This window comes from Pantoea sp. Lu_F5_004, from assembly GCF_051136245.1.
In the GTDB taxonomy this organism is placed as follows: Bacteria; Pseudomonadota; Gammaproteobacteria; order Enterobacterales; family Enterobacteriaceae; genus Pantoea; species Pantoea agglomerans.
Genome location: NZ_CP194947.1, coordinates 583,922 through 591,420 on the forward strand (window position 1 = coordinate 583,922; position 7,499 = coordinate 591,420).

The following is a 7,499-nucleotide window of genomic DNA, read 5'->3' on the forward strand; positions in this document are numbered from 1 at the left end:
TCCGGGCAGGTGATGAAACGCCATCATGCCGCGATGCCCGGTCAGATATCAATCCCGGCTACCGGAGACTATTTCCAGCGTATCCACCAGCGACGAGGATAATATCTGGCCGTGACTCTGTCCGGGATAACGCGACAGAATCAGTCTGGCACCGCTCGGGCGAAGGATGTCAGTAAGCGCACGCTCTTCCTGCTGAAGATCGTCAGAGTGGCCGGTTCGGCGTTCGGTGATGCCATCACCCTCCATCAGATAGAGCGACAGATGTTTAAGCGGGCCGGCCTCAGCGCGTCGTGCCAGGGTAAGAATGCGCTGATGATTCCAGCTCAGCGAGGGAGCAGCCGAAAAGTAATGGCTGAACCAGGCGGCATCAAAGAAGGTATCCAGCACGAACAGTCCGCCGTAGGAGTGACCCCAGAGCGCACGCCGTTGCGGATTGCTGGGCGCAAGGTGTTCTGCCCACGGGACAATCCTGTTCAGCAGCAGCTGACGAAACTGATGGCTCCCTCCGCCTTTACGGCCCTGAGGCTGAGTGACCAGAGTATCAGGCGCATCATTGGGTGGGGTGTAGTCGTAATTACGCGCCGCCACATCAAAGGGCAAATGGGTGTCGTAACCCACCGCGACCAGCACCGGCGGCGTGCCGCTGCTCAGCTTTTTCAGCAGAGGTTCTGTCAAATGTGCCATCGCCGCATTGCCATCCAGTAGCCAGAGCACCGGATAGCCGCCTGGCGGCGCATCGCTTTTGGGGATAGCAAGCCACACACGATAGTGCCGTTCCCCATCCTGTGAGACAAACATTTTACTCTGGAAGCGATACCAGGCGGAGCCTGTGTCGGCGATGTTCTTGCCCAGCGGACGCATATCGGGTCGGGCAATGGCCGGAACCGCGGTTAAACCGACTGTTATCACAGTCAGCAGCATCAGGAGGAAACAGGTACGGACAGTGTTCATTCAGCAATCCCTGCAAGGTTATCGGGCTAATCACGCCTGAGAGAGTGCCATCCTGACAAATTTTCACCGCGATAACATCCCCGCTTTTGCCGGGGTTAATGACATCCTCAGGGCACGCCGAGAAAACGCAACAGCGCCGTCATTGCCGCCGCCCCCAGAATAATCATAATCAGCGGCGCCCGACGCCACGCCAGCAACAGGGCAAAGCCTACACCCGCCACCCGTGCCACACCGGCAAAATGCTGACCTTCAAATAGCGTGGTGGTGGCCGCTACCGCCAGCAGCAATATCGTGGCGGCGTCGGAGAGCATCTGCTGGGTACGCTCGCTGATCGGCAGTCGGTTTCCCAGCCTGACGCCTGCAAACCGCATCAGATAGGTTCCGGCCGCCAGCAGGGCAATCCCGGCGATAATCATTCCCTGATGTGTCATTTGCGCGATCTCCATGTCAGCAGGCCCAGCAGTGAAAACAGCACCGGCATGCCCGCCGGAACCAGTGGCGTCGCCAGCAAGGAGAGCAGCGCGCCGACGGTCGCGGGGATCCGGGTGCGTCGCTGGCGCAGCGCCGGGAAGATCAGGGCGATCAGGATCGCCGGAAACACCGCATCCAGTCCGATCACCGAGACATCAGGAATAAACTGCCCGATTGCTGCCCCGATCATGACGCTGACCGGCCATATCAAGCCGATACCGATACCGCACAGCCAGTAAGCGCTGCGGCGTTGCGCCAGTTGCGGCTGAGAGATGCCAAACACCACACTTTCGTCGTTCATGATGTGACAGCCCAGCCAGCCTGACGGACCCTGCCCCACCAGATCCTTGACGGCGATGCCAAACGGCAAATGACGTGCATTTACCAGCAGGCCCGCTGCGGCGGCGGTAAATGGACTGCCGCCACCGGCCACAATGCCGATAAACAGGAACTCCGACGCCCCGGCCAGCACCAGCGTTGAGAGCGCCAGCGGCACCCAGAGCGGAAACCCGTCGGCCGAGGCCAGCGAGCCATAGGATAATCCAACAATTCCATCAGCCAGGCAGACCAGAAAAATCGCTTTGATCACCCCTTTGTCCAGCAACTGCATTTGCGGAAAAAGCATCACTCTGTCTCGTAATGAACATATAATCCGATATAATGAACACCGCGACAGCGTTTTACAAGATGAACGTTATGTTCGATATAAAAAACATTCAGGTTATCAGGAGTGCGTTTGAATACCCCTATCAGCATTATTGCCAATGCCTTAGTACGTGAACGTCAGCGAGCCGGTCTTTCACTGGCTGAAGTGGCGCGCCGCGCAGGGATCGCCAAATCTACGCTGTCACAGCTGGAAGCGGGTAATGGCAATCCGGGCATTGAAACCCTGTGGTCGCTTTGCGTAACGCTGAACATTCCATTTTCACGTCTGCTGGAGCCGGATGCGCGTCGTCTGCAGGTGATTCGGCGTGGAGAGGGCCTGACGGTTACCGCCGATCTGGCCGATTATCAGGCCGTTTTGCTGGCCTCCTGCCCGCCCGGCGTTCGGCGTGATATCTATCTGCTGGAAGTTCAGCCCGGCAGCGAGCGCATTTCCCAGCCCCATATCCCCAATACCATTGAGCATATTATTATTGCTAAAGGGCGTGCGCTGGTGGGCCCGGTTGACAGTGCAGTGGAGCTGGATGTAGGCGATTACATTACCTATCCGGGCGATGAGCTGCATATCTTTCGGGCGCTGGAAGCCGATACGATGGCGCTGCTGGTGATTGAGCACAGCTGATCACGGTTTAGTGAGCTTCTGCAGGGTTTCTGCGGGCGTGAGGTGAGTGATTAGCTGCACCTCACTGCTCAGCCTGATCTCCGGATAGTGCTCGCGCATCCCTTCCAGCAGCACCTCATCAGGCCATTCCTCCTTTTTCCCCAGCGTCGCGGCGACTTCGCTTAAGCGCAGCGTGTCGACCTGCGTCACCCACACGATTACCGCGTCCGTTTCATCGTGCTGATTCACCAGTCTCAGCGGACCCATGGTGATATCGCCCTCATGCCAGCGAATCGTCGAGGTTTTCTCTCCGGACCTGACGGCTGGCATCAGACGCGGGACAAGCGTGAGTTGTTGCATTTCCACTCCATTTTAAACGCTCATTGATACCCGAAACAAAAACACAAATCCGGGTTGAAAACAAACTCACTAATGTTATGTTATAACGTATCTCAAATCGCGTTTCTACAGGTAATACCATGACACTCTCTGCTCTGACATCCGACGATCCCCGTCTGCCGGTTGCCGTTCTCTCCGGCTTTCTCGGTGCCGGTAAAACTACCCTGCTTAATCATATTCTGAACAACCGCGAAGGACGACGGATCGCGGTGATCGTCAATGATATGTCTGAAATTAATATTGACGCTGCGCTGGTGCGCGATGGCGGCGCGCAGCTCTCCCGCACCGACGAAAAGCTGGTCGAAATGAGTAACGGCTGCATCTGCTGCACGTTGCGTGAAGATCTGCTGCTGGAGGTAAAACGTCTGGCTCAGGCCGGGCGTTTCGATCACCTGGTGATTGAGTCTACCGGCATTTCTGAACCGCTGCCGGTTGCCGAAACCTTTACGTTTGAAGATGAAGCGGGTGAAAGTCTGTCAGCCTATGCCCGGCTGGACAGTATGATCACCGTGGTCGATGGCTTTAACTTCCTGCGCGATTATCGTTCAGCCGATGATCTGCAGTCACGTGGCGAATCGCTGGGCGCGCAGGATGAGCGCTCAGTGGTTGATCTGCTGGTGGATCAGATTGAGTTTTGTGATTTGCTGGTGCTGAACAAAACGGACCTGCTCAGCCCGGCGCAGTTACACCAGTTGAAGGGCATGTTGCAGGCGCTTAATCCGCACGCGCTTATTGTGAACAGTGAGTTTGGGCAGGTTCCGCTGGACTGCCTGCTGAATACCGGCCGGTTTGATTTTGACCGGGCAGCGCAGGCACCCGGCTGGCTGCAGACCCTGCGCGGTGAGCATCAGCCGGAATCGGAGGAGTATGGCATTCGTAACTTTGTCTATCGCGCCCGCCGTCCGTTCCATCCGCAGCGTTTCTGGCATGCAGTAAACCACCAGCTTGATGGCGTTATCCGCTCTAAAGGCTACTTCTGGCTGGCCAGTCGGCCGGAATATGCCGCGATGTGGTCGCAGGCGGGCGCAGTGGCACGTCAGGGTTATGCCGGGCGCTGGTGGGTCAGCGTGCCGCGAACTGAATGGCCACAGGATGCGGATTCGCTCAACTTTATCGCTGAACAGTGGCAGGAAGGTACCGGCGATGCACGCCAGGAGCTGGTGTTTATCGGCATTGAGATGGACGAGAAGAGCGTCCGTGCCGCACTGGATCATGCGCTACTGACACCGCAGGAGATGGCAGCAGGGCCTGAACAGTGGATCACTCTGGCCGATCCGGTGCCCGCATGGTTCGATGAAACCACCGCCTGACGCTGCGGTTGACGTACTTCTTTGACTTCGCAATAGTAAACGAACCGGCGGGTAGCAGTTTTCCACTAATCCCTGTTCAGGAGAGACCAGATATGCCACAACGTATTGCCGTAATCGGTGCAGGCGTGCTGGGTTTAGCCGTCGCGCAGTCATTGTCGCGACGGGGCGCACAGGTCACCGTCTTCGATAAAAACTATCCTGGCAGCGGAACCAGTCAGATCAGCTATGCCTGGGTCAATGCCAACGGCAAAGAACCCACCAGCTACCATGATCTTAATGCCCATGCGATAGACGAGCACAAGCGCTGGCAGGCTAACCATCCTGCATCGCCCCGATGGCTGCTGGAAACCGGCACGCTGGAGTGGGCAGCCGATGAATCATCCCTGCGCCAGCTGGCGCAGCGCGCAGCAAAGCTTACGACACTCGATTACCCTGTAGAGAAGCGTAGCCGCGCCGCGTTACTGGGTACAATGCCCGAGTTGCGGCTCGATCCCCGCGTTCAGCACGCCTGGTCTTTCCCGTCGGAGTGTCTGCTTTATCCGAGCCTGTTTATCGCCTCTCTGCTGGCTGACCTGCGTACCAGTGGCGGGCAGCTGGTCTGCAACAATGAAGTGACGACGCTGACTGAATCGGCGCAGGATGTCCATCTTACGCTGGCCAGTGGGGATGAATGGCGCGGCGATCAGCTGGTGCTGGCAACCGGTCGCTGGGCGCCGGAACTGATAAGTCAGTGCGGGCTTGAACTGGCGATGACCGATGCGAACCGCGCCGATCCTGTTGCCTGCAGTTTTCTGGCGCAGACCCAGCCTCTGCCGATCCCACTTAAATGCAATCTGATTACCCCGGAACTGAATGTGCGGCCGGATGGCGGTGGCCGTCTGATGCTTCAGGCGCTGGATCTGGATCAGCACGCCGATCCCGCACGCCCGGTCTCGCCGGATGGACTGATAGGCAAAGAGATGCTGCGTCGATTGCGGCGGCTGTTAAAAAACACCGAAGGCGCGAGAATTGAGCGGATTGAAACAGGACAGCGGTCGCGTCCGTCAGATGGTTTGCCGGCATTAGGCTACATCAGCGAGTCTGCACGCGTTTATCTGATGGTCAGCCATAGCGGCATGACACTTGCCCCATTGCTGGGCAGACTAGTGGCTGAGGAGATGCTGAGCGGCACAGCGTCACCAATGCTGAGTGCGTTTGCACCGCATCGGTTGCTGCGTCCGCTCAGTGCGGTCGCTAAAACAGCGCCCGCTTATCTTCCGTCGGCACAGTAAATACTAGCGACGATTCTTCCACACGGTCTGCACGTTACAGAATTCGTGCACACCAAAGTGCGACAGTTCACGGCCGTAGCCGCTTTTCTTCACACCACCAATGGTAACGCGCGGATCGGACGCGCCGTTGCCATTTATAAACACAGCACCGACTTCCAGCTGCAGCGCCAGACGATCGGCAATTTCTTCATTACCGCTCCAGACGGTGGCGCTGAGGCCAAATTCGCTGTCGTTGGCGATCTCCAGCGCATGTTGTGGATCCCTGGCGACCGCAATAGCGGCTACCGGGCCAAACAGCTCCTGCCTGAACGCGGTCATGTCGCTGGTGACATCAGCGAGGATGGTCGGTGCGTAGTAGTTACCCTGCCCTGCCACTTTCTCGCCGCCCAGTACCAGACGTGCACCTTCTCGCAGCGTGGCTTTTACCTGTCCATCCAGTTCGTCACGCAGATCGGCGCGTGCCATCGGGCCCAGGAAGGTGTTTTCATCCAGCGGATCGCCCATGGTGAGTGCCTGGACCGCGGCAGTGAAGCGTTTTTCAAATTCTGCAGCGATCGGAGCTTCCACAATGAAGCGTTTGGCAGCCATACAAACCTGCCCGGTATTCTGGAAACGTCCAATAACGGCTGATTTAACCGCTTCATCAAGATCGGCATCCGCCAGCACGATAAAGGGATCGGATCCTCCCAGTTCCAGCACGGTTTTCTTAAGTGCTGCGCCCGCCTGTGCAGCTATCGCGGCGCCAGCCCGGACACTTCCGGTAACCGCAATGGCGGCAATGCGGCCATCTTTGATGGCTACGGAGACACCGTCGTTGTCAACGTTGATCAGGTTAAAGCCGCCAGCAGGCAGATCGGTTGCCCTGAACAGCTCAGCCATCAGTGTGGCGCTTCCCATGACGTTAGGCGCGTGTTTGAGCAGATAGGTGTTGCCTGCCAGCAACATACTCACTGCGCCCCGCAGAACCTGCCACAGGGGGAAATTCCATGGCATCACAGCCAGGATCACCCCGATGGGACGGAATCGCTGCCACGCATCGGCAATCTGAGTGGGCTGATCGGCCAGCATTGCAGGGCCATGTTCCGCATACCAGTCGCATAAGTTAGCGCATTTCAGAACTTCAGCGCGTGCCTGTGCAATGGGTTTACCCATCTCTAGGGTGATCATGCGGGAAAGATCCTGCTCACGCAGACGGATCTGTTCGCCAAGCTGACGCAATACGCGAACGCGGTCCGTCATGGTGCTGTGTTTCCATGCTGCAAAAGCAGATGCGCTTTCAGTCAGTGTATGTTCCAGCTCTGCACTGTTCTGCAAAGGATAGCGTGCCAGAATTTCACCAGTTGTGGGATTACGTGATAGGGCATGTTCAGTCATGGTGCCGTTTTCCTCATTCTGTCAGTGATGGAGAGACGATACGCGCTGTAGTTGATGATGAAAAATGAATAATAGTGAGGAAGTTGTTTATCAATTGAGAATGAATGCTGCTATGGCTGATTAGCCTGTCAGGCATTGGGCAGATTGCGGGCCAGTTTTTGCTGATGGTCAGCACGTCTTAAAATGATGTCACGCCTTAAGTTTTCCACTTATACAGTGACCAGATCCTAATAAACGATCCTTAATAGATCATATAGAGATCCTAAGAGATCCCCGATCGTCGCAGGCCGCACCCCACAAGGGCTGAAAGGGTGATCGCGTTCACTATAATCAGTAAAGTGTTCACTGTAATCAGTACTTTATTCACTGTACCAGGTAGAATGTTCACTGTAAACAGTGCTAATGTTCACTGTAGTCAGAAAACGATCCCTTTCATCCACAGAATGAAGATCTTACGCC

At 56.6% G+C, this 7,499-nt stretch carries 8 protein-coding genes; 3 read left to right on the forward strand and 5 right to left on the reverse strand.

Annotated features, from left to right (window positions below; genetic code table 11):
* Nucleotides 1–48: 48 nt before the first annotated feature.
* From ACR8BN_RS21775 to ACR8BN_RS21785, 3 genes are all read right to left on the reverse strand, one after another.
* Complete coding sequence (locus ACR8BN_RS21775) at nt 49–951, reverse strand: alpha/beta hydrolase (RefSeq protein WP_434747711.1); 903 nt, start codon at nt 949–951, stop codon at nt 49–51.
* Between the two features lie 107 nt (nt 952–1,058).
* Nucleotides 1,059–1,382 carry an AzlD domain-containing protein gene (locus tag ACR8BN_RS21780; RefSeq protein ID WP_010246806.1) on the reverse strand — a complete coding sequence of 108 codons (324 nt, stop codon included), beginning with the start codon at nt 1,380–1,382 and terminating at the stop codon, nt 1,059–1,061.
* A complete protein-coding gene (locus ACR8BN_RS21785) occupies nt 1,379–2,047 on the reverse strand; it encodes an AzlC family ABC transporter permease (protein WP_010246808.1) in 669 nt (222 codons plus the stop codon). The genes ACR8BN_RS21780 and ACR8BN_RS21785 overlap by 4 nt, the downstream gene beginning before the upstream one ends.
* 111 nt (nt 2,048–2,158) lie before the next feature.
* On the opposite strand from ACR8BN_RS21785, the gene ACR8BN_RS21790 reads away from it, so the two are divergent.
* Nucleotides 2,159–2,707, forward strand: coding sequence for a helix-turn-helix domain-containing protein (locus ACR8BN_RS21790; RefSeq protein WP_010246810.1), 549 nt, complete (start codon nt 2,159–2,161; stop codon nt 2,705–2,707).
* On the opposite strand, the gene ACR8BN_RS21795 is transcribed toward ACR8BN_RS21790, so the two are convergent.
* Nucleotides 2,708–3,046, reverse strand: coding sequence for an ASCH domain-containing protein (locus tag ACR8BN_RS21795; protein ID WP_434747712.1), 339 nt, complete (start codon nt 3,044–3,046; stop codon nt 2,708–2,710).
* 119 nt (nt 3,047–3,165) lie between these two features.
* Here ACR8BN_RS21795 and zigA point away from each other — a divergent pair, with 119 nt between their 5' ends.
* On the forward strand, nt 3,166–4,395 hold the full coding sequence (gene zigA / locus ACR8BN_RS21800; RefSeq protein ID WP_010246814.1) for a zinc metallochaperone GTPase ZigA: 1,230 nt from the start codon (nt 3,166–3,168) through the stop codon (nt 4,393–4,395).
* Nucleotides 4,396–4,487: 92 nt separating this feature from the next.
* Nucleotides 4,488–5,666 carry an NAD(P)/FAD-dependent oxidoreductase gene (locus ACR8BN_RS21805; protein WP_069026882.1) on the forward strand — a complete coding sequence of 393 codons (1,179 nt, stop codon included), beginning with the start codon at nt 4,488–4,490 and terminating at the stop codon, nt 5,664–5,666.
* Between the two features lie 3 nt (nt 5,667–5,669).
* Here ACR8BN_RS21805 and ACR8BN_RS21810 read toward each other — a convergent pair whose 3' ends face one another.
* Nucleotides 5,670–7,040: an aldehyde dehydrogenase family protein gene (locus tag ACR8BN_RS21810; RefSeq protein WP_434747713.1), complete on the reverse strand. Its 1,371-nt coding sequence runs from the start codon at nt 7,038–7,040 to the stop codon at nt 5,670–5,672.
* Nucleotides 7,041–7,499 lie beyond the last annotated feature (459 nt).